Origin of the sequence: Rhizobium sp. Root708 (assembly GCF_001429725.1) — a bacterium.
GTDB lineage: Bacteria > Pseudomonadota > Alphaproteobacteria > Rhizobiales > Rhizobiaceae > Rhizobium.
This window is the reverse complement of sequence record NZ_LMHV01000041.1, coordinates 185,704-206,580: the sequence shown is the minus strand read 5'-3', so window position 1 is coordinate 206,580 and position 20,877 is coordinate 185,704. Positions and strand designations below refer to the sequence as shown.

21 protein-coding genes are annotated in these 20,877 nt (G+C 60.5%); 6 read left to right on the top strand and 15 right to left on the bottom strand.

All coding sequences use genetic code 11. From position 1 onward, the window contains the following. Positions 1-77 precede the first annotated feature (77 nt). Complete coding sequence (locus ASE04_RS21960; protein WP_056821981.1) at positions 78-1,421, bottom strand: adenylate/guanylate cyclase domain-containing protein; 1,344 nt, start codon at positions 1,419-1,421, stop codon at positions 78-80. 445 nt (positions 1,422-1,866) lie between these two features. On the opposite strand from ASE04_RS21960, the gene ASE04_RS21955 reads away from it, so the two are divergent. Beyond that, positions 1,867-3,207 carry a nucleotide sugar dehydrogenase gene (locus tag ASE04_RS21955; RefSeq protein ID WP_056821975.1) on the top strand — a complete coding sequence of 447 codons (1,341 nt, stop codon included), beginning with the start codon at positions 1,867-1,869 and terminating at the stop codon, positions 3,205-3,207. Here the strand turns inward: ASE04_RS21955 and ASE04_RS21950 are convergent. Further along, entirely contained in the window at positions 3,197-4,372 is a 1,176-nt protein-coding gene (locus tag ASE04_RS21950; protein ID WP_056821964.1) for a DUF3095 domain-containing protein, read from the bottom strand. The genes ASE04_RS21955 and ASE04_RS21950 overlap by 11 nt on opposite strands. Before the next feature lie 250 nt (positions 4,373-4,622). Between ASE04_RS21950 and ASE04_RS21945 the strand changes: the two genes are divergently transcribed. Continuing rightward, on the top strand, positions 4,623-5,102 hold the full coding sequence (locus ASE04_RS21945) for a class I SAM-dependent methyltransferase (RefSeq protein ID WP_056821957.1): 480 nt from the start codon (positions 4,623-4,625) through the stop codon (positions 5,100-5,102). Here ASE04_RS21945 and ASE04_RS21940 read toward each other — a convergent pair whose 3' ends face one another. Next, positions 5,103-5,978, bottom strand: a complete 876-nt coding sequence (locus ASE04_RS21940) for an FkbM family methyltransferase (RefSeq protein ID WP_056821954.1) — start codon at positions 5,976-5,978, stop codon at positions 5,103-5,105. Continuing rightward, positions 5,975-7,693 (bottom strand): adenylate/guanylate cyclase domain-containing protein, encoded by a 1,719-nt coding sequence (locus ASE04_RS21935; protein WP_056821951.1) that lies wholly within the window; start codon positions 7,691-7,693, stop codon positions 5,975-5,977. The genes ASE04_RS21940 and ASE04_RS21935 overlap by 4 nt, the downstream gene beginning before the upstream one ends. A 191-nt stretch (positions 7,694-7,884) precedes the next feature. On the opposite strand from ASE04_RS21935, the gene ASE04_RS21930 reads away from it, so the two are divergent. Together ASE04_RS21930 and ASE04_RS21925 are read left to right on the top strand one after the other, a co-directional pair. Continuing rightward, on the top strand, positions 7,885-8,964 hold the full coding sequence (locus tag ASE04_RS21930) for a glycosyltransferase family 4 protein (RefSeq protein WP_056821946.1): 1,080 nt from the start codon (positions 7,885-7,887) through the stop codon (positions 8,962-8,964). Between the two features lie 5 nt (positions 8,965-8,969). Next, a complete protein-coding gene (locus ASE04_RS21925) occupies positions 8,970-9,722 on the top strand; it encodes a polysaccharide deacetylase family protein (protein ID WP_056822686.1) in 753 nt (250 codons plus the stop codon). Here the strand turns inward: ASE04_RS21925 and ASE04_RS21920 are convergent. The 11 genes from ASE04_RS21920 to pcaD form a co-directional block, all read right to left on the bottom strand. Further along, positions 9,719-10,549, bottom strand: a complete 831-nt coding sequence (locus tag ASE04_RS21920) for an MBL fold metallo-hydrolase (RefSeq protein WP_056821937.1) — start codon at positions 10,547-10,549, stop codon at positions 9,719-9,721. The two genes, ASE04_RS21925 and ASE04_RS21920, sit on opposite strands and share 4 nt — an antisense overlap. Before the next feature lie 326 nt (positions 10,550-10,875). Continuing rightward, entirely contained in the window at positions 10,876-11,592 is a 717-nt protein-coding gene (locus ASE04_RS21915) for an ABC transporter ATP-binding protein (protein WP_056821931.1), read from the bottom strand. Continuing rightward, the gene (locus ASE04_RS21910; protein WP_056821928.1) at positions 11,573-12,337 is read right to left on the bottom strand and encodes an ABC transporter ATP-binding protein; all 765 of its coding nucleotides are present in this window, start codon (positions 12,335-12,337) and stop codon (positions 11,573-11,575) included. The genes ASE04_RS21915 and ASE04_RS21910 overlap by 20 nt, the downstream gene beginning before the upstream one ends. Next, the gene (locus tag ASE04_RS21905) at positions 12,334-13,344 is read right to left on the bottom strand and encodes a branched-chain amino acid ABC transporter permease (protein ID WP_056821923.1); all 1,011 of its coding nucleotides are present in this window, start codon (positions 13,342-13,344) and stop codon (positions 12,334-12,336) included. The genes ASE04_RS21910 and ASE04_RS21905 overlap by 4 nt, the downstream gene beginning before the upstream one ends. Position 13,345: 1 nt before the next feature. Next, positions 13,346-14,209 carry a branched-chain amino acid ABC transporter permease gene (locus ASE04_RS21900; RefSeq protein WP_056821919.1) on the bottom strand — a complete coding sequence of 288 codons (864 nt, stop codon included), beginning with the start codon at positions 14,207-14,209 and terminating at the stop codon, positions 13,346-13,348. Positions 14,210-14,312: 103 nt separating this feature from the next. Beyond that, entirely contained in the window at positions 14,313-15,485 is a 1,173-nt protein-coding gene (locus ASE04_RS21895; protein WP_056821916.1) for an ABC transporter substrate-binding protein, read from the bottom strand. Positions 15,486-15,604: 119 nt separating this feature from the next. Next, positions 15,605-16,663 (bottom strand): 3-carboxy-cis,cis-muconate cycloisomerase, encoded by a 1,059-nt coding sequence (locus tag ASE04_RS21890; protein WP_056822685.1) that lies wholly within the window; start codon positions 16,661-16,663, stop codon positions 15,605-15,607. A 74-nt stretch (positions 16,664-16,737) separates the two neighbouring features. Further along, positions 16,738-17,349, bottom strand: a complete 612-nt coding sequence (gene pcaG, locus ASE04_RS21885) for a protocatechuate 3,4-dioxygenase subunit alpha (protein WP_200960762.1) — start codon at positions 17,347-17,349, stop codon at positions 16,738-16,740. Between the two features lie 2 nt (positions 17,350-17,351). Continuing rightward, a complete protein-coding gene (gene pcaH, locus ASE04_RS21880; RefSeq protein ID WP_056821911.1) occupies positions 17,352-18,101 on the bottom strand; it encodes a protocatechuate 3,4-dioxygenase subunit beta in 750 nt (249 codons plus the stop codon). A gap of 10 nt (positions 18,102-18,111) precedes the next feature. Then, positions 18,112-18,516 carry a 4-carboxymuconolactone decarboxylase gene (gene pcaC / locus ASE04_RS21875; RefSeq protein WP_056821908.1) on the bottom strand — a complete coding sequence of 135 codons (405 nt, stop codon included), beginning with the start codon at positions 18,514-18,516 and terminating at the stop codon, positions 18,112-18,114. Beyond that, on the bottom strand, positions 18,513-19,322 hold the full coding sequence (gene pcaD, locus ASE04_RS21870; RefSeq protein ID WP_056821905.1) for a 3-oxoadipate enol-lactonase: 810 nt from the start codon (positions 19,320-19,322) through the stop codon (positions 18,513-18,515). Before pcaD ends, pcaC begins: the two co-directional genes overlap by 4 nt. 121 nt (positions 19,323-19,443) lie before the next feature. On the opposite strand from pcaD, the gene pcaQ reads away from it, so the two are divergent. Further along, positions 19,444-20,376, top strand: a complete 933-nt coding sequence (gene pcaQ / locus ASE04_RS21865; RefSeq protein ID WP_056821903.1) for a pca operon transcription factor PcaQ — start codon at positions 19,444-19,446, stop codon at positions 20,374-20,376. A 67-nt stretch (positions 20,377-20,443) separates the two neighbouring features. Then, the gene (locus ASE04_RS21860; RefSeq protein ID WP_056821901.1) at positions 20,444-20,872 is read left to right on the top strand and encodes a lipocalin-like domain-containing protein; all 429 of its coding nucleotides are present in this window, start codon (positions 20,444-20,446) and stop codon (positions 20,870-20,872) included. Positions 20,873-20,877: the final 5 nt, after the last annotated feature.

The following is a 20,877-nucleotide window of genomic DNA, read 5'->3' as shown; positions in this document are numbered from 1 at the left end:
TGATGACGGACAGCGAAAAATCGGGTGATATGGGCTGCTGCGCGAACGATGAAACAACCGCTCGGCAGCGAGCCTCGCTATTGGATAAACTTCTCGGGCACGGGCGATTGCGCCTGCTTGCGGGCGTCGCGATGCAAGAGAATGACCTGCTCTGCTTCCGAAAGAGCCGTCTGCGGTGCCTCTACATAGCTTTCTTCGACTTCAAGCAACGGCGCGGGTGCCCGCGGGTGCAGAACAGTAATTTTCTGTCGTACACCCCGCAGCTTTTCCTCGCCCAGCGTCGTCCATTCGCCGCCGCAATAACCGGCAAACGCCTGGCTGGCGACAACCTCGTTGTTGTACTTCTTGGTGAGCGCCTGGAGGCGCTGTACTTCGTTCACAGCCGAGCCGAAGGCCGAGAAGGTCAGCCTGTCCTTCAGTCCCACATTGCCGAACATCACGTTGCCGACATGCAGCCCGATCCCGTACGAAATCTTGCTGAGGCCCTTCTCCTGTCGCTCGGTATTGAGCTCGGCTACGCGCGATTGTGCCTGATGAACGGCCGAAAGCGCCGCCTGACAGGCAATTTTCGAAGGATCCTTGTGGCGCCCGCACGGATAGACCGCCAGAAAACCGTCCCCGATAAAGCTCAGGATCTCGCCGCCATTTCGATTGAAGGGCGCGGCGATCGCGTCGAAAAACTGGTTGAGCGTATCGATATAGGTCTGGCGACCTTCCTTCTCGGCATACATGGTCGATTGCCGCATGTCGCCCATGACGAGCGCGGCGCGGATCGTTTCGCCGTCGCCGCGCCGGATTTGTCCGTTCAGCACGCGCTTGCCTGCATCGCCACCGAGATAGGTCGTCAGCATGTTGTTGGCGAGTTTGCCGAGAACCGCCATCTTTGCAGCCACCGCCAGATGGTTCTGCATCCGAAGCAGAGCTTCGATCATGTCGTCGGAGAAGCCGGAATGGCTATCCGTCGACCATGAACCCATCATGCCCTGCACGGACCCGTCGCCGAAGGGCTGAACGAATGCCAGATAGTCGGTGATGCTTTCATGTCGAAGGTCGGCGAAAACCGGAAACTCCGCTGGACCTTCAGCGGGAATACGGCGCCTGATATGCTGAAGGTTGTTATCGAGCAGATAGTAGTAGGGGCTCTGTAGGAAACGGTCAGGCTTCTGGCCGGCCGTGTGACGGTAGCCTTCAATGGTCACGCCGCTGGCGCGCCGCCAGGTGAAGCTTAGCGCATCGTAGAGGGGATGAAGCATCGAGAATGTAAGATGCACCCGCGCGATCGGAAGCCCCGCAGCTGCAATGCGCTCGCAAAAGCCGCGGACGATGTTTTCGAGATCGTCGCCGGCCAGCGAGGAGTTCGTTAGCCACTCTGCGACGCGGTCCAGCAAAATAGATGAGACCCGGAAGTCGACTGCGCCCATTCCTGGTAGTATCCTCATAAGGCACGCCATCCCTCGAAAGTCGCCGATGCATCCTGCAGCAACACTGTGCGCAGGTGAAGGGAGAAGATGGACGCGTGATATTATTGTGTCAACAATGCGCCGGAGAGCCCGGCTGCGGCACCCCTCAAACCCTTGATATCCGGGCTCGACAGGGCAGTCCTTTCTGGTGGTTCGTTATCTCAACTAGATAGTCGTGCGGACCAGTCAAAACAATGGGGCCTGCATGTTTTATGGGCCAGCCCTGCTATCTCGTTAGGCATTTGCGACTTTTCAGTTACACCGTCTCTTGGTTGTATTTGTGTTCGGTCCGCGGCCGGACGACGGTCGAATTCGCGTGCGCAACAATAACCGGGCCGGCCGGGTTTCAATCCCCATCGTCTTACATTAAGTCAGAGGCATCCGACGATTTGATACGAGACCTGCCTTGGCCAGTTCCCCTATGTTCGACGCTCTTTTTCGCAAGATCGAAACCCGTGAGGCGCGTGCCGGCGTCATCGGCCTCGGCTATGTGGGGCTGCCGCTGGCAATGGCGATTGCTCGCAGCGGTTTCCCGGTAATCGGATTTGACATTGACCCGGGGAAGATCGTGGCGATCGACGCCCGCCGCTCTTACATAGACGCGGTTTCGAGCGACGATCTTGCAAAGGAAATGGCTGCCGCGAGGTTCTCCGCGACAACCGATTTTGCCGGTCTCGCTTCCTGCGACGTCATCATCATCTGTGTTCCGACGCCTTTGACGAAGCATCGGGATCCCGATCTCTCCTTCGTCGAGGCGACGTCCCGCGAAATAGCGGCACATCTACGCGGCGGCCAGCTTGTTGTTCTTGAATCGACGACCTACCCGGGGACGACGGATGATGTCGTCAAGGTTATCCTTGAGAAGACGGGCCTGAAGTCCGGAACTGATTTCTTCATCGGCTTCTCACCGGAGCGCGAAGACCCGGGCAATCATCACTTCAACACGGCCACCATTCCGAAGGTCGTCGCCGGCGACGGACAGAACGCTCTGGCGCTGATGACGGAATTCTATGGCGCGGCGGTAAAGACGGTGGTGCCTGTTTCCTCGAATGCCACAGCAGAGGCGGTCAAGCTTACGGAAAACATCTTCCGCTCGGTCAACATCGCTCTGGTCAACGAATTGAAGACTGTCTACGCCGCGATGGGGATCGACGTCTGGGAGGTGATCGACGCGGCGAAGACCAAGCCGTTCGGCTACATGCCTTTCTATCCAGGCCCGGGCCTCGGGGGGCATTGCATCCCGATCGACCCCTTCTACCTGACCTGGAAATCCCGCGAGTATGAACTGCCGACGCGCTTCATCGAGCTTGCCGGTGAAATCAATTCGGCCATGCCGCGCTATGTCGTCGGAAAGCTCGCCGAAGCGCTCGACATTCGCGCTGGCAAGGCGCTCAGCCGATCACGCGTCTTGATCGTTGGTCTGGCCTACAAGAAGAACGTGGCCGACATTCGCGAGAGCCCGTCCTTGCGGCTGATCGAGGTGATCGAGGAACGTGGCGGCCATGCCGATTTTCACGATCCCCACGTGGCCGAGATCCCGCCGACGCGCGAATACCAGGCCCTCAAGGGTCGCAAATCCGTTCCACTCAGCGCCGACCTCATCAGTGGATACGATGCCGTTCTGATCGCGACCGACCACGATTCGGTCGATTATTCGGTGCTCGCTTCGAATGCGCCGCTGATCGTCGATACGCGGAATGTGTTCGCGCGCCTCGGCCTGAGCAGGGATCACATCATCAAGGCGTGAGGTCGCCCATGGTCACGGTCTTGCCCGTCAGCTGACTTGCGGCAACGGCATAGCCGCCGTTTGCGCCATCGATGAAATGCATGTGGTCACGCGAAAGCGGTGTCGGCACAAAGCAGGTCATCAACGCCGATGTCTGCCGGTGCAAACCATAGCGCGCGACGCCATTGTTCTGAGCGTCGGCCAGAAGTGCCTCGATACGCCCCAGGTGGGCTTCATCGACGTCGATCGTCATTTTCAGGCCGTCGTCGAACTTCCGGAAATCCGAGTTGTCGGCGACGTCGCGCTTGTAGCGTCGGGCGTCGAAGGTTCCGAACCGGACCCCGAAACGATGTAGTGCGACCGTAAGCGCGATTTGCATCAGGATCCAAAACCGTTGCCGAAGCCGACGTTTGGCCGGAGCCGTCGCGCGCGCCTCGCGGTTGATGCCCTTCATCGAAAATGCGAGTGCGGGACCTTCCGCAGGCACCGGATGCCCTGAGCGGCTTTGCTCGGTGGAGATCGCGACGATCTCGGCAACAAGCTTTCGAAACTGAGGCGTCGTGCCTTTTTCTCCGGGAACAGCGATGATCGAAACAATCTCGCCGTTCCGGGCTGCGATCGGATTCCAGCGGCAGGAAAGTCCCGCCAGGTCGGGGCGGGTGCCCGCAGGGGCTGGCGCTACGCCGTAGCGTCCGGCCTTCATCTGCTTTTCCGCCCAGCTTGTACCGCCCCCCGCAAACATTGCGTAGCTGACGAAGGCGCTTGCAGAGTAACGCGCGACACGCACATCGAGGCCCGCGTCGCGGATATCCGCCACCGGAACGATCGCTATGCGCAATTCAAGATCCAGATCCTCGGCGACCCAGCGTTGCACGGCCGCCAAAGCGTCTCGAGCTTGCATCTCCAACGAGGCGGGCAACGCCACCAGTGCGCCGTCTCCCCCGAACACGAATGGAAAGTCGCCTTTGCCGACAGCATTGAGAACCGCCGAGATAACGCTGGCGCCAGCCATGTTGACGTCCTTGTAACGTCCGTCCGCAATGGCTTTCGTGGACCCGACAATGTCTGCCAGGGCCAATATCCACCCGTCTGGAAGGGGGCGATAGTTGGCTGTATCTGCCACGCCCTCGAACTGGTCGAAGATCGGCACTCCGGCAAAAAAGGATAAATCGTCGGTCTCGTTCATGAAATTTCTTAGAACAGAGCCTTCGCCGTGCCGCAATCGGATTTTGCAGCGTGCACTCATCAATGATCTCGAAGGCGTGAACGGAGGCGGCAAAACGTCAACTTGCGCGCGCTGCTTTTTGCCGTTAGCTCTGTGCCGCGTTGTCGAGCGCGCGGCAATCGTAGGTGTTGCCTCCAGCACACGACACATCATCCCTTTCGGTAAGGTCGCCATCCGCGACCTTGCAAATCAATGAACGGACAAAGCATAAATGAGCCGTCTCGACAGCTTCATTCGCCGATTGACGGCTCAGCGTGACATTCTGAATGCAATCGTGGAACTCGTCGATGGCCGTGAAGGGCCGGTTCTCGAGTTCGGTCTTGGCAATGGCCGGACATATGATCACCTGCGCGAACAATTTCCGGGCCGGCGCATCATCGCCTTCGATCGCGAGGTGCGCTCCTACTCCTCTTCGACGCCGCCGGCGGAAAACATGGTGACGGGGGATATCAGCCAGTCGGGTCAGGACTTCGTCGGCATCGGTGCTGCGCTCGCGCATGCCGACATCGGCACCGGGCACGATGACATCGACGCGATTACGCTGACCTGGTTGCCGCAGCTGATGGAAGGCGTCCTTGCTCCCGGCGGCATCGCAGTCAGCGGATTGCCGCTCGAACGTGATGCGTTGGAGCCTCTGTCGCTTCCGCCCGGCATCAAAGAGGGCCGCTACTTCATCTACCGGAGACGCTGATTACGGCAGGAACAGCACGTCGTATTGATCGAGGCCACGAGGCAGATCGACGACGTCCATTTCCTGTTCGTGGTCCTCGAAGAAAACCAGGCAACGGCTGTAGAAGCCCGCAAGCCAGGCAACGAATTCGTGCGTCTGCTCCGGGCCGTAGAACAGTGGCGTGAACTCCATGTAGAGCGGCACGCGGCGCGTCAGAAGCGGCGCCATCGATCGGCAGGCGACCGGCTCGTATCCTTCGATATCCATCCACACGAGAGCGACTTCGGCAGGATCGATCGATAGATCGCGCAGGATTTCGGTGACGGGTTTCACCGGCACCGTCGTTCTGACGTCGTTGGGGCTTTGGCGGATCGCGCTGCTCTTGCCGTGGTTGGCGGCATGCATGAAGAAATCGATCTCACCCGCCGTATCGCCCGCCGCGCAGTTCACGAGGGTCACGACATCGTCGAGGTCGTTTTGTCGAACGTTGGTCTGCAGCAATGGAAAATTGCGTGGATCGGGTTCTATGCTGATGATGTGGCGGTAAGTGCGGCTCAAGGCGAAGTAGACGGTTTGCGTACCGATATTCGCGCCGATCTCCAGCAGTTGCCCGCTGCTGTCGAGGATGCCGCGGGAGCGCAACACCGCCAGCAGTCGGTCGACATGATCACGTTCGAAGTGGCCCTTGCGAAAGACCTTGCGGCCGATGTAGTCGGACGGCGCAAAGGTCATGCGGTGATCGCCGGCATCGACCGTCATCGAAACCACGCGCTTGCCGATATTTTCGATCAGCAGCCGGCGGCCGGTGCGCGTGTCGAAAAAGCGACCAACGAGTGCGTTCCGCATTTTTCGCAGGCGTTTGCGCCAGTATTTCTTGATCTTCACGCCGGAAATCATGCGCTCCCTTCAGGCAGTCCGGCCGCTTTATCTCTCGGAATCATATAGACTTTCAAGGGCAGGGCGCGACCGCGCACGCTGATTTCCCGACTTTCGATGCCTGTAAGCTCAATCCCGGCCAGATCGGCCACCGGTTCGGAGATCACGAGCGCGACGTCGAACTCCTTTGCCGCCGTTTCAAGCCGGCTGGCGACGTTGACCGTATCGCCAATCGCGGTGGTGCTGCGCACCCGGCCATATCCCAGGGTGCCGACGACGGCGGGGCCCGTGTGAATCCCGATTGCGATATGCAAAGGCAGAGACAGCTCCTCCGACAGTTCATCGCTGAGCTTCTCGATGTCGCGTGCAATCGAGGCCGCGGCGACCAGAGCCTGTCGACACGCCTGCTCCGGCGACGTGCCAATACCGAACAGTGCCATGGCCCCGTCGCCAATAAACTTGTCAATGCGCCCGCCTGCCTTTTCGACCGCATTGCCGACGAGCGCGAAGTAGCGGTTCAGCAGGAATACGATGTCGAACGGCAAGCGCGTTTCCGTCAGCGTCGTGAAGTTTCTGATGTCGCAGAAGAGAACGGCAATCTCCCTCTCGCGGCCCGGGGACGTTTCCTGGGTATTGGCGGGCAGCGCCGTTTCGGCGGCGGCCACCAGCAATGGCACGACCGTGATGTCGTGCGTCGGATGCAGCTGGCACGCCAGCCGTACGTCGGCGGCGGCGTTGATGCGTTTCAGCGTCGAGAGTTCGAGTTTGTCGGGCGTGGGCAAATCCTCGTAGTGATCGAGAATCTGCACGCGACAGGTTGAGCACTGACCTTTGCCGCCGCAGACCGAGTAATGCGGAATACCGGCCAGCCGGCTGGCTTCGAGGACGCTGAAACCCCTCGGAACGCGAATGGATTCGCCACTTTGATATCGAACGGTGATCTGGTCGACGCGCTCCCGCCATCGCCGCACGCCACGGGCGGCGACAACGCCGAATAGTGCCGTTGCAAAGGAACCATAGAGGCCGACGCGGATCATCGCGATCTCGGCCTGGGCGGCAGGATCGGTCAAATAGCGCGTATTGAGATTGGCCTCGTAGCGACCGGTATCGACCATACCTTCATAGGCAGGCTCGGCGATCGTTCGACCCATTTCGATGAAGCCCAGGATTGCCAGAACAGGTACGAGGATCGCCACCGCCAGGAGGGGCGCGACGATATTCTGGTACCAGGGTCTGTAGCGAAGCCAGTAGTGAAGGCCGATGCAGCCATGTATCCAAACGACAATCAGCGCGATGACCTGGCGCAAACCGTTTCCGGGCACGTTGATCCATAGCTGCCGCACGATCGTTTCGTAATCGTCCCGGTAATGGAACAGCGAATGCGCGACGCGGGTTCCGATCACATGGTCGATGAGAAGCAGCGGGATGGCGAGGCCGAGCAAGATCTGTGCGGTTTCGCCCTTTGGCATGACGAGGCTTCGGCGAATGTAGATCGATCGAAGCACGAGGGCGAGATGGGTGAAGATCGCACCATAAAGAGCCAATGTGCCCAGCGGGTTGCGCCAGAGCGCCGTGAAGAGCCGACGCCCCTCCTCGGCCGCCGAAACCGAAATCAGCCCCAGCGCATGATTCGAGAAATGCAGGGAAATGAAGACGAACATGACGAGGCCGGACCCGAGCCTCGCCCGTCTAACCGAGCGCTCCGAAAAATTGATGCTGGCTGCGAGGCTCGCCATTCAAACCCGTTCTTGAATACCAAATCAGAAATGCACTAGAGATGGGGCAATTGAGGTGAAATTGCCGCCATGGACCGCGATAGCCTGTTAAATTTTGATCCAGCAAGCACCCGGGGAATAACCATAGCAAATTTTCGCGCAGCGATCCCAGTCACCCTGGGTGAACAGTCTGTCTCGATGAGAACGACTTCATGAAGATCGCATTTTACGCTCCGCTGAAGTCGCCCCGCCATCCTGTCCCTTCAGGCGACAGGCTGATGGCCCGTCTTCTCATACGGGCCATGGAAATTGCCGGCCATGACGTCGAAGTGGCGTCCGATTTTCGCAGCTTTGCCCCGACACCGCAGCAAGCCATAGAAAGCGGCGCAAAGGCCGGCGAGGAACTTGAACGATTGCGGCTGGAATGGGCGTCCGGCAGGAAGCCGGATCTCTGGTTTTGCTATCATCCATATTACAAGTCACCGGATCTGCTCGGACCCGCCCTATGCGCCGAGTTCGGTGTCCCTCATGTGACGGCAGAGGCGTCTCATTCACCCAAACGTGACCAAGGCGAATGGGCGCCATTTCAGAAACAGGTCGTCGCTCAGGTCACGAGCGCGCGCATCAATATCGCATTCACGAAGCGCGACAGGATTGGTCTCGAGCGTGCCGTTCCCGGTGGACGCTTTTCCTCGATTGCTCCGTTTATCGATACGACGCTATTCGAGACGAGCGGAGGCAATCCACGGCCAAGCGCCCTGATCGCAGTCGCCATGATGCGCAGCGGCGACAAGTTCCAGAGCTACGCGATGCTGGCCGATGCGCTCCGCCTGATAGCGGATCGCCCGTGGAGCCTGACCGTCGTCGGCGACGGGCCGAGCCGTCCGGAAATCGAGCAGCTATTCTCCGGCTTAGGTGCGGACCGGGTGCAGTTTCGTGGCGAGCTGAGCGCCGAGGCAATCGCGGCCGAACTTGGGAATTCCGGCATCTATGTCTGGCCAGGCTGTGGCGAGGCCTACGGGTTGGCCTACCTCGAGGCACAGGCGTCGGGCCTGCCAATCGTCGCACAAAACGCGGCGGGTGTGCCGGAAGTGGTCAATCCCGGCGTAACCGGATATCTGACGCCTGAGGGCGACGTTGCCGCCTACGCGGCTGCCATCGCTGGCCTCTTGTCCGATCCGCTACAGCGGAGCGCGATGGGGCTGCGTGCGCGCCGGTTCGTGCTGAACGAGCGATCGCTGCCGCACGCGGCACAAGAGCTCGACAGGATTTTGCAGGAAAGCGCGGGATGAATGGCATGACAAGCAACAAGGTCTGGGAACCGCTGCGCATCGAACTGGCGCGTTGGCAGGACGCTGGACGCAAAGCGCGCTTCTGGCTGCGAGACGACGATGCCGTCGAACCGACAGCCGCGCTGGAGCGGCTGCTGCAAATGACGGCAGCGACGTCGACGCCACTGACGCTTGCCGTCATCCCGGCGGCAACGGGCGACGCGCTTGCCGATCGGCTTGCCGCTGAACCCGCCTGTGCCGTTGCGCTGCATGGCTGGTCGCATACCAATCATGCCTCCGCCAACGAAAAGAAGCAGGAGCTCGGGAGCCATCGTCTGGCTTCTGCCGTGCTCGGAGAGTTGGCCGAGGGCTTCGGCAAGCTCAAGATGCTCCACCGCGAGAGATTTGTCCCCATTCTGGTGCCGCCGTGGAACCGGATCAGTTCTGCCCTGCTGCCGGCGCTGCCCGGCATCGGTCTCGAAGCGCTCTCCGTTTATGGCCGGGCCAATGCAGACGGAGGAATCAGCCTCCTGAACACGCATGTCGATCTGATGGATTGGCACGGTACCCGGGGCGGGCTTCCCCATGAACAACTCGTCGCCATGCTTGTGCGCGAGTTGCAGGCGCGCGCCGACGGCGATGATGAGCCCGTCGGCATTCTCGGCCATCATCTCGTTCATGACGAGACCGCCTGGAGCTTCCTCTCAGCCCTGATCGACGAAACCCACGACCACCCTGCGGTCGCCTGGAAGGGCTCCGGCGAGCTTATAGCGGGCTAGAGATCGACGACCTGATTGTCGCGGGCGGCGAAGGAGCGCGGGAAGGCGGCCTGCGCCTCTTTCTCCATGGCTTCGAGCTGCGTGTCGGTGCGCGAAGGCGCGTGATGGAAAAGAGCGAACTGCTTGGTGCCGGCGGCCTTGGCGAGCTCGACGCCGTGCTGCCAGGTCGAATGACCAAAGCCCTTGAAACGCTGCATCTCATCTTCGTTATACGTACAGTCGTAGACGGCGAGATCGACGTCCTTCATCATCTCCAGGGCAACCGGATCATAGACACCGGGAATATGCTCGATGTCGTAGATCAGCGCGACCGAGCGGCCCTGCCACTCGACACGGTAGCCGATTGCGCCGCCGGGGTGGTTGAGCATGAAGGTCTTCACCTTGACACCCGGATGCGGCTCAAGTGTCTGGCCGGCATGGAAGTCGCGAAAGCTCATCGTCGCCTGGCAGATGTCGGTCTTCACCGGAAACCACGGCGGGCTGATGAACTGTTCGATCATCTCACGGGTGGTCATCTTGCCGTCGAGGTGTCCCGACCAGATTCTGAGGTCGATCGTCGGATAGTAGATCGCCTTGAAGAAAGGCAGGCCGATGATGTGGTCGTAATGGCAGTGGCTGAAGAACAGGTCGACGTCGTGGACGTTGTCGTTGAGCAGCGAAAGCCCGGCTTCGCGCACGCCGGATCCGGCGTCGAAGATCATACGGTGTTCGCCGCAGCGGACTTCGATGCAGGACGTGTTACCGCCATAGCGATCGAATTCCGGGCCGGAAACCGGAATGCTGCCACGGACGCCCCAAAACTTTACCTGAAAGAGATCTTTACTCATCGCGTCTTCAAAAGGGACCGGCCTCGCCATGTCGTCGCAATCATTTTCGAGGCTTTCAACCCAACCTTGGATTTCTTGGCCCGCCTGTATCCTTCGCACCGTATCTGTCTGTTTCCAGACGCAGTTATTTCCTAAGCAAGCGGGTTTTGCATCGGAAAGCAACTGTTTATGGTTCGAATTCGGTAAACAGGAGATAACTCCCGACCAAAATGAAGCCGCAGATCATGCAAATTGTTCCAAACAGATAGGAACTTGCGCATGTGAATGCAATTGCCGGGCTTATGCGGCGAAAGTCGAAGTACGGTTTTGCCTGGTACGAGCGGCCTTCAGTGCAGGCCGCCGACCCCGAGCAGACGCTCAATCCTGTCATGATCGCCTGCCAATGCCTTCGGCGTGCCTGACCACGCGAGCTTGCCACGCTCGAGTACGATAACGTGGTCGGCAAAATCGAGAGCGCTTTGTATCCGCTGTTCGACCAGCAGGATTGTCATGTCGCCGCGCTTGGCGAGCTCGGCGAATGCCGCCATCAGCTCTTCGCAAATGACCGGTGCGAGGCCCTCGAGCGGCTCGTCGAGCAGAAGCACCGTCGGCTGCCCGAGAATGCTGCGCGCCGTCGACAACATCTGCTGCTCGCCGCCGGATAGCTGGTTCCCGAGATTGCGTCGCCGTTCCTTCAGCCGCGGAAACATGCCGTAAGCTTCCTCAAGCGCGCTTTTCGGCCGACCCTTGAGGCCGACGAACAGGTTTTCCTCCACGGTTAACGTCGGAAAGATACAGCGGGCCTGCGGCACATAACCCAATCCCTTGTGAGCGCGGGTGGCGCTCGGCATTGCGGTCACATCGGTGTCTCCAATCCGGATCGTGCCGTCGTAGCGCTTGGTCTGCCCGGCAAGGGTCGCAAGCAGCGTTGTCTTTCCCATCCCGTTGCGGCCGAGGACGGCGAGGCGGGCGCCTGCGGGAACGGAAAACGATACGCCTTCCAGCACGCGGGTCGGCCCGTAGCCGGCGGACAGGTTTTCGACCTCAAGCGGCGTGGCTGGCATCGGCATAGCTCCCGAGATAAGCCTCGCGAACGCGGGCATCCTTGGTGACATCGGCGGGCGAACCGTCGAAGATGATCGCGCCCGCGGCGAGAACCACCACGCGCTTGGCGAAGCGGAACACAAGATCCATGTCGTGCTCGATCATCAGGACAGCGAGATCGGCGGGCAGGTCGGCAAGTGCTTGCTCGATACGACCTGTGTCGCTCTGCGGAACGCCGGCAGCCGGTTCGTCAAGCAAAAGCACTTTCGGGCGCAGCGCCATGGCTACGGCGATCTCGAGGAGACGCTGTTGGCCATAGGCGATCTCGTTGACCTTGCGGTGCATCAGATGGGCGATCCCGAGGGTGCCGAGCAGATTGCTGACTTCGTCCATCAGGTCGGGCATTGCAAGAAAATTTCCGAACATGCGACCCGTGCGTCCCTGACGCTGGAGGATGGCAAGGGCAACATGCTCTGCCGGCGTCATCTCCAAGAAGAGCCGAGTAACCTGGAATGAGCGCACAAGTCCGCGTTTCACACGGCCATTGGCGCCGATCTTTGTGACGGTCTCGCCGGCAAGGCGCACGTCGCCTGAATCAGGCTGAAGATTTCCGGTCACGAGATTGACGAAGGTGGTCTTGCCGGCGCCATTCGGCCCGATCAGCGCCACGCGATCGCCAGGAGCCATCGACAACGACACATTGTCTGTCACCGCAAGGCCCCCGAAGGACTTCCTCAGGTTGGTGACTTCGAAGACGGCGCTCATTGTCCGGCCTCCTTTCTGCGGTTCAGGAAGGCGGCGGCGGTGCCATAGAGGCCCTTCGGCGCGAAGAGGACGACTGCAATCAACAGCGCGCCAACCATCGTCAGCCAGTGGAAGGGGTTTGCCGCCGAGACATAATCCTCGAACAGCATGAAGATGACGGTGCCGGAAAGAGCGCCGAACAGGGAGCCCGTGCCGCCAAGCACGAGCATGACCAGCGATTCCGCCGACATGGTGAAGGAGAGGCTGTCGAGCCCGACAACCTGCGTGGTGATGGCGTTGAGCGCGCCGCCGACACCGGCTACCGCGCCTGAAATGACATACATCTTCATTAGGGCTGCCTTTGGCGAGGCACCCATGGCGCGAATGCGCACCGGGTCTTCCTTGATCCCCCGACACAGCATGCCGAAAGGCGAACGGACAAGCAGGCGAAGCACCACGAAGACGATCAGCAGAAGTGCGATCGCGAACGCATAGGCCGTATGGCCGTAAAGGTCGAACTCGAAGTAGCCGAAGATTGGATCGGCCGAGATGCCGGAGAGGCCGTCGCTGCCTCCGGTCCAGCCGGACGCCTTGTTGGCGAATTCGTGGAACAGGTTGATCAGCGCGATCGACAACACGAGCTGCGGCAGGCCGTGGCCGCGCAGGATGACCGCGCCGCTAACCAATCCGGCGGCTGCCCCGCCGACGATGCCGGCGAGCGTCATCAGCAACGGATCGTTGATGCCGTAATGCGCCGAGACGATGCCGGCCGCGTAGGCGCCGGACCCGAAAAGTGCAGCATGGCCGAGTGTCGCCACACCGCAGTAACCGGTCACGAGATCGAGAGAGAGGACAAGCAGGGCGACCGCGACGATGCGCGTGAGCAGCGCCAGATTGTCCGGAAAGACGAAGTAGCCGATGACGGCAACGAGCAGGATCGCCGCAACGCCGGCGGCATCGCGTCCCCACGAACGATGGGTGCGGGTGGAGGCCGAGGTCGCTGTTTCGGTATTCATGATAGCAGCCATCCTATTTCGCCCTTCCCGCAAGACCACGCGGGAATATGCAGATGATGGCAATGACCGCGAGATAGAAGAAGAATTCACCGAACTCCGGCATGAGGTAACGCCCCGTGGTGTCGATACCGCCGAGCACCAGGCAGGCGATCAATGCGCCGGGGATCGACCCAGCGCCCCCGACCGAGACCACGACCAGGAAAGTCACCATGTAGCGCAGCGCATAATAGGGCTCGACCGGCAGGAGTTCGGCGCCGACCACACCGCCGAAAGCGGCAAGCCCGACAGCGACGGCAAAGCTCAACGCATAGATGATCTGCGTGCGGACACCGAGCGCGGCTGCCATGGCGGCATTGTCAACGGAAGCGCGCAATTTCACGCCGAAGCTCGTCTTTTCAATCGCGTACCAAAGCCCGCCCGCGACCGCGAGGCCGCAGAGGATTGCGAAGAGGCGATGAACCGGGATGGTCCGGAAGCCAAGGTCGGCGGAGCCCTGCAGCCCCGATGGCAGCGGGATCGTCTTCAGCGTCGGGCCGAACACATAGTTCGCGATGCCGATGATGCAGAAGGTAATGCCGATCGTCATCAGCACCTGCGTCAGTTCCGGAGCGCCATAGATGCGCCTGTAGAGAAAGCGTTCGATCGGAATTGCTATGATGACCGTTCCGACGACGGCGGCAACCACCGCAACGCCATATCCGAGCCCAAGATCGCGTGCCGCGTAGGAAGCAATATAGCCTCCGATCATGGCGAAGGCGCCGTGGGCGAGATTGACGACGCGCATCAATCCCATCGTGACGGAAAGGCCGATCGAGATGACGAATAGCACCATGCCATAGGCGAGCGCATCGACGGCTATGCTGAAGACTGTTTGCATGAGGCTATCCCGATGCTGTTCGAGCGGGCCGGATCGGGCGCCTGGAACCCTTGCGTTCCAGGCATTTTCAGGTCCGCTGCAGATATTGAAGGCAGTTCAGCCGTTACTTCGCAGCGGCGAGGCCCGGGTCGCTCTGCTTTTCGAAGGTCTGTACTTCCTTGTTGTAGTAAGTGCCGTCATCAGCCTTGGTGACTTCGCGCAGGTAGATATTCTGCGTGATGTGGCGGCTTTCCGGATCGATGGAGACCGGACCGCGCGGGCTGACCCAGGAAAGACCCTTGACCGCATCGACGGCCTTGGCCGCATCCTGCTTGCCGCCGGTCGCCTCGATCATCTTGTAGATGACATGCATGCCGTCGTAGGCGCCGACAGCAGGGAAGGACAGTTCCGCCTTGTTGCCGATTGCCTTGCCTGCCGCATCGACGAACGCCTTGTTTTCGGGCGAGTCATGCGAGACCGCATAATGGAAGGTCGTCTGGATGCCGAGTGCTGCATCGCCAAGGGCGGGCAGATCGGACTCCTGCGTCAGGTCGCCAGGCGCGAAGAACTTGATGCCGGAAGCCTTGAGACCGTTCTCGTTATAGGCCTTGACGAAGCCGAGCGTGGTGGGGCCCGACGGCAGGAAGGCAAAAACACCCTGGGCGCCGGAATCCTTGATGCGCTGCATGATCGGGCTGAAATCATTCGTCGAGAGCGGCATGCGGATCGCCTCGACGACCTGCCCGCCTTCCTTTTCGAAAGCAGCCTTGAATGCGTTTTCGGCGTCGACGCCCGGGCCGTAGTCGCTGACGACGGAGATCACCTTTGCGACGCCTGCGTCATGGGCAACCTTGGCGATCGGGGTCGAGGTCTGCCAGGTCGTGAACGAGGTACGGACCACCAGCGGGCTCTTCGTCACGATCGCCGAGGTGGCGGCGTTCATGATGACGAGCGGCGTGTTTGCCTGCTTCAGGATCGGCGTGGCGGCCATGGCATCCGGCGTGAAATAGAAACCGGCAAGGTACTGGACCTTTTCCTTGACGACCAGTTCCTGCGCCAACGCCTTGGACTGTGCCGGATCGGCGGCGGGAAGATCGCGATAGATAATCTCGACCGTGTTGTCGCCGACCTTGTCTCCGTTGATCGCCATGTAGGCGTCGATGCCGGCCTTGAAGTTCTTGCCCTGCAGGGCAAACGGACCCGAAAACGGCCCGACGACGCCAACCTTGATCGTGTCGGCGTAAGCCGCCGTGCTCATGACAACTGCCGCGACGGCGGCCAGGACAAACCGTTTCATAAATCCTCCCATTGACTGTGGCGCACTCCAACGCCGGATTAGCCCGAAGCTAAACTCGTAGCGATAGTGTCTCATCCAAAACGGTAATGTAAAATGAAATAAAAGGCGAAATACATAGTTTAGCGGTTATGGTTTGCGGAGCCGATCCGCTTGATGTTTGCCGTCAGTTCAAGCGCCAGCCGCAGGCAAGCAGCCGTAGCCATAACCATTTGCGGCAGAATGAGCCATTCGAGCGTCCAGGCGGCACCGGATCGCTCCTGCTCATGCACGAGCGACTGATGCATGCCTGAAAGCTGGGTCGCATTGAAGCGGGCAAGGGCAACAAGCGTTTCCGCGGCGACGGGATTCTGCTTGTGTGCCATGGCCGAGGATCCGCCGCCGCCCGAAAGCTCGATCTCATCGCCGGCCTGCGCCAATAGTGCGATATCCTGGCCGAATTTGCCGAGGCTTCCGCTGATGAGCGACAGCAGATTGGCAAAGTCCGCGATAACAGCGCGCTGGCTTTGCCACTGCGGCACGTCCGAAAGCCCAAGCTCCTGCGCGAGAGAGGCGCGGACTGCGACGGCATCGTCATGGAGCTTGTCCAGCGTACCGGCGGCCCCGCCGAATTGCAGAGGAAAGCGAAGCTCCGTCAGCCGGTCGCGATAATTGTCGAGCGGCGCATGCCATGCACGCAAACGATCCGACGCGGTGATCGCGATCGCTGCCTGCATGCGTGTCCGCCCCATCAGGACGTTATCGCCAAACCGCGCATCGAGATCGTCGAGTCGACCGGCAATGTGCGACAGCCTGTTTGCAAACAGGAACGCAACCGCCTTCAGCCGGGTCATCAAGCTCGTGTCGATGACATCCTGGCTCGTCGCCCCGAGATGAACGCTGTCCGAGAATGGACTTCCGACCGCATTGCGAAGCTGCTTGACGAGATCGGCGACAACGACCCCGTCGCGGGCTGTCGCTGTCCTGAGCCGCAATATGTCGGGTTCGAAGGTGGCGCAGACGTTCCCGATATGGCGGGCGGCATCATGCGAAATCACGCCGTGAATGGCCTCGGCTCTCGCAAGCGCGGCCTCGAAATCCAGCATCGCGCGGATATCCGCCTTTGCAGCGAAATAGGATTTGGTTTCCTCGTCGCCGAGCAGGCCGGAAAGGAAGGGGTGGTCGAAAGCTGAGATGGTCATCGGCGTCTTTCTTGCGGGCATTCCTTACTGCGCCCGGAACGGGTTCGTTGCAAGATGCCCGCGCTGCCGGCAGCTCAGATATCCAGAAACACGGTTTCCCCGTCGCCCTGGAGCCTGATGTCGAAGGTATAGATCGATCCCTCACGGCTGGCGATCAGGGTATCGACGCGTTCGCGGTGCTCGATGCGCAGGAGCAGGGGATCAGCCTTGTTCGCCTCCGCTTCCTCAGGGAAATACATGCGGGTATGCAGGCCGATGTTAACGCCACGTGCAACGATCCAGACGGTGATGTGAGGCGCCATCTTGCGCCCGTCCTTGAAGGGGGCACGGCCGGGCTTGATCGTTTCGAAGGAGAATACGCCGTCTTCGGCGCGGGTTGCGCAACGGCCCCAACCGGTGAAGTTGGGATCGGCCGTGCCGCGCATTTCGGATGGGCTGTTGTAGAGACCGGCGCTGTCGGCTTGCCAGATTTCGATGACGGCGTCACGGACCAGTGCGCCGGCGCCGTCGAGAACGCGGCCTTTCACCGTGATCCGCTCGCCAAGCGTCTTGTCGTTGACCATCACCGAGCCGAGGTCGGTTTTGTAGACGCCGCCGATGTCGCAGATATTCGGTGTCAGTCCGATATGCACGTAAGGGCCTGCTGTCTGCGACGGCGTTTCCTTGAGGTAGCCGAGTTCCTGCACCATCAGTTGCCCTCCATGCGGTTCTCGAACATCGTCGAGCGGCGGCCGCGCAGCACGATGTCGAACTTGTAGGCGCGTGCGTCCATTGGGATCGTGTTGCCCCAGTCCAGCGGCGCGATCAACTGTTCGATTGCCTGCTTGTCAGGGATGGTGCCGACAATCGGACACTTCCAGATCATCGGGTCCCCCTCAAAATACATCTGCGTGATCAGACGCTGGGCAAAGCCGTGGCCGAATATCGAGAAGTGGATATGGGCGGGTCGCCAGTCGTTGACGCCGTTCGGCCAGGGATAGGCTCCCGGTCGAACGGTGCGGAAGGAATACTGGCCGTTCTCGTCGGCAATGCATCGCCCGCAGCCGCCGAAATTCGGATCGATGGCGGCGAGATAGGTTTCCTTCTTATGCCGATAGCGGCCGCCGGCATTCGCCTGCCAGAACTCGACGAGTGCGCCGGGAACCGGCCGCCCACGTTCGTCCAGTACGCGACCGTGGACGACAATCCGCTCGCCGATCGCGCTCTCGCCCGGCTTGGCAAAATTATGGATGAGGTCGTTGTCCAGCTCGCCAACGACGGAGTGACCGAAGACCGGGCCGGTGATCTCGGAGATCGTGCCGTCGAGCGACAGCAGCGCGCGTTGTGGCGAGCGCAACACGGAGGTCTTGTAGCCGGGCGTAAGGGCTGGCGCGTGCCATTCGCGGTCTCGGGCGAAAAAGGCGCCGGTTTCGGGCTTGCGGTTCGGTAGATCAGACATCTTATGCCTTTCAGGCCGCCTTGCCGGCGTCCATCTGTTCGAAAACGTGCTTGGCGATCTTGATGGCGTGATTGGCGGCGGGAACGCCGGCATAGATCGCCACGTGCAGCAGCGCCTCGCAGATGTCATCTCGTGAGGCGCCGGTGTTTACGGTGGCGCGCACATGCATGGCCACCTCGTCATCCTGTCCAAGAGCGGCCAGAAGCGCGATCGTTACGATCGACCGCTCGCGTTTTGTCAGCGTCGGCCGAGACCAGACATGACCCCAAGCCGCTTCGGTGATCAAATCCTGAAACGGCTTGTCGAAAGGCGTCGAACTGGCCTCGGCGCGGTCTACATGGGCGTCGCCGAGCACGGCCCGGCGGGTCGCCATTCCCTGCTCGAAGCGTTCCGATGGCTCGTGGAGTTCACTCATGGGCTCTTTTCTCCATGCAATGCGAAATCGATGAACGCGCGGATGATCGCCGTCAGGGCTTCCGGCTGCTCCACGCAGGGGATATGCCCGGCATCGCGAATGATCTCGAAACGGGCATTGGGAATAAGCTTGGCGGTGGACTTGACGAGATCGGGTGGCGTCGAGCCATCCTGATCGCCGACGATGCAGATCGTCGGAACGCCAATCTTGGTGGCTGCCACCGTATAGTCGGCGTCGCGGATCGCTTCGCAGGTGGCGATATAGCCTTCAACGGGTTGGCGCACGAGCATGTTGCTGTAGCCGTGATAGGCGGTGTTTTCGGGACGCCGGAACGTAGGCGTGAACCACAACTTCATCACACCATCGACGATGCTGCCGATGCCCTTGCTGGCGACGGTCGCGATGCGCGCGTTCCAGCTTTCAGTGGTGCCGATCTTATGGGCCGTGTCACAGAGGATCAGGCCACGCACCAGATCGGGCCGCTGCTCATAGAGCGCTTGCGCGATCAAACCGCCGACGGAAAGGCCACAGATAAAGGCCTGCTTGACCGACAGCAGATCCAGGAGGCCGATCAGATCCGATGCATGGTCCTGCATGGAGTAGGGCACTTGGCCGACATCGGAAAGCCCGTGTCCGCGCTTGTCGTAGAGCACGATCGCGTAGTCACCGGCCAGACGCACGATAACGTCGCGCCAGATGCGGAAGTCCGTTCCAAGCGAATTGGAAAAGACGATGACGGGCTTGTCGGCGGCTGCGCCGATCAGCTGATAGTGAATGGCGATATCGTTGATACGAGCAAACTGCACTGCAAATCTCCTCTCTGCGGTGCCTAAGCCACACGCAGACCCACTGGCAAATTGGATGTTTAATCTGGTTAGGTAAAATGATATTTCGTGGCATTTCAATAACTCTGAGGTTATGAAAACCATGATCGACAGTCGCGTGAAGTTTCGCCATCTCCAGACATTTGTCGAGGTCGCGCGTCAGAAAAGCGTGATGAAGGCCGCGGAGCTGCTGCATGTCAGCCAGCCCGCCGTCACGAAAACGATCCGCGAGCTGGAAGAAGTGTTGGGCGTCGCGGTTTTCGAGCGAGACGGGCGCGGCATCAAGATCACGCGCTACGGCGAGGTGTTCCTGCGGCATGCGGGCGCTGCGCTGACCGCCTTGCGCCAGGGACTGGATTCCGTATCGCAGGAACGTTTCGGCGAGGCACCGCCGATCCGCATCGGCGCGCTTCCGACGGTATCGACGCGGATCATGCCGCGCGCGATGGAGCTTTTCCTGAAGGAAAACACCTGGAGCCGGATCAAGATCGTGACCGGGGAGAATGCCGTTCTTCTCGAGCAGTTGAGGGTCGGCGATCTCGATGTGGTCGTCGGCCGGCTTGCCAGTGCGGAGAAGATGGCGGGCTTCTCGTTCGAACATCTGTATTCCGAACAGGTCGTCTTTGCGGTCAGGGCCGGTCATCCGCTTCTCGAGTCCCGCCGGTCTCTGTTCTCCAGCCTTGGAGATTATACCGTGCTGATGCCGACGAGAGCCTCGATCATCAGGCCATTCGTCGAAAGCTTCCTGATCGCCAACGGCGTGGCGAGCCTGCCGAACCAGATCGAGACCGTGTCAGACGCATTCGGGCGAGCTTTCGTGCGCAAGAGCGATGCGATCTGGATCATCTCGAGCGGTGTGGTCGCCTCGGATGTCAGCGACGGTGTTCTCTGTGTCCTGCCGATCGATACGACCGAGACCCGTGGGCCCGTTGGCCTGACCATGCGTACCGATGCGATCCCTTCGCTTCCGCAATCGATCCTGATGCAAACGATCCGCGAGGCCGCCGCCGAGGTTGCTGCTGCTGACAGCCTTTAGGCAGCCTGTTCGCTTAAGTGCGCACGTGCTAATCTGTGCGGATGAACTGCGCACGAGGGAGGGGACCATGGGAGGTGCCGCAGCATTGCATGGGACGTGGCGAATGATCTCGTGGAAGCGTCGGGCCATCGCCTCGGGCGCCGTCACGGATGCAATGGGTCCTGACCCTGTCGGCTATCTGTCCTATCAACCGGACGGGCGGGTGATGGCTGTCGTCGTCAGGCGGGACAGACCGGCCTTGAAGGGGGCGGTGCCAAGTGATGCCGAGAAGGCTGCGCTATTCGACTCTATGCTCGCCTATGCCGGAACCTACACATACGAGAACGGGCGCGTGGTTCACCATGTCGACGCAAGTTGGAATCCTGCCTGGGGCGTCAGCGACCTGATCAGACCCTTTTCCATCGACGGAAGCCGTCTGTCGATCACCGGCGCGCCCGGTATTGACCCGAAGAACGGCGAGGAGGTGGTCTACGAACTGGAGTTTCGTAAGGTCTAGCCACT